Genomic DNA, 237 nt, shown 5'->3' with positions numbered 1-237 from the left:
ATACAATTAATGGATTAACAAGACGTTCGGGTTTTACTATGTCGCAAAGCCACACAAAAAAGGCCAGTACAATACAGGCAATCCCTGAGGTGTAAATAACAAAGGTGCTGGTCCAAAGCGATTTATTAATTGGCATAATCAGCGAGCCTAATTGCCCTAAAGCGATACCAACAACCCCAATGACCAACAAACGCTTAATACTTGTCCATTGACTGCTAGAGCTGGTAAGTAAACGGG

1 pseudogene is annotated in these 237 nt (G+C 41.8%); it reads right to left on the bottom strand.

The annotated features are described in order from the left end of the window. Positions 1-237: pseudogene (locus tag AAEY68_RS21680) on the bottom strand (acyltransferase family protein); the annotation flags it as partial.

Origin of the sequence: Pseudoalteromonas sp. RB2-MNA-CIBAN-0110 (assembly GCF_040309305.1) — a bacterium.
GTDB lineage: Bacteria > Pseudomonadota > Gammaproteobacteria > Enterobacterales > Alteromonadaceae > Pseudoalteromonas > Pseudoalteromonas arctica.
Note: the sequence above shows the minus strand (reverse complement) of the source record. Positions and strands in the feature narration are given on the sequence as shown.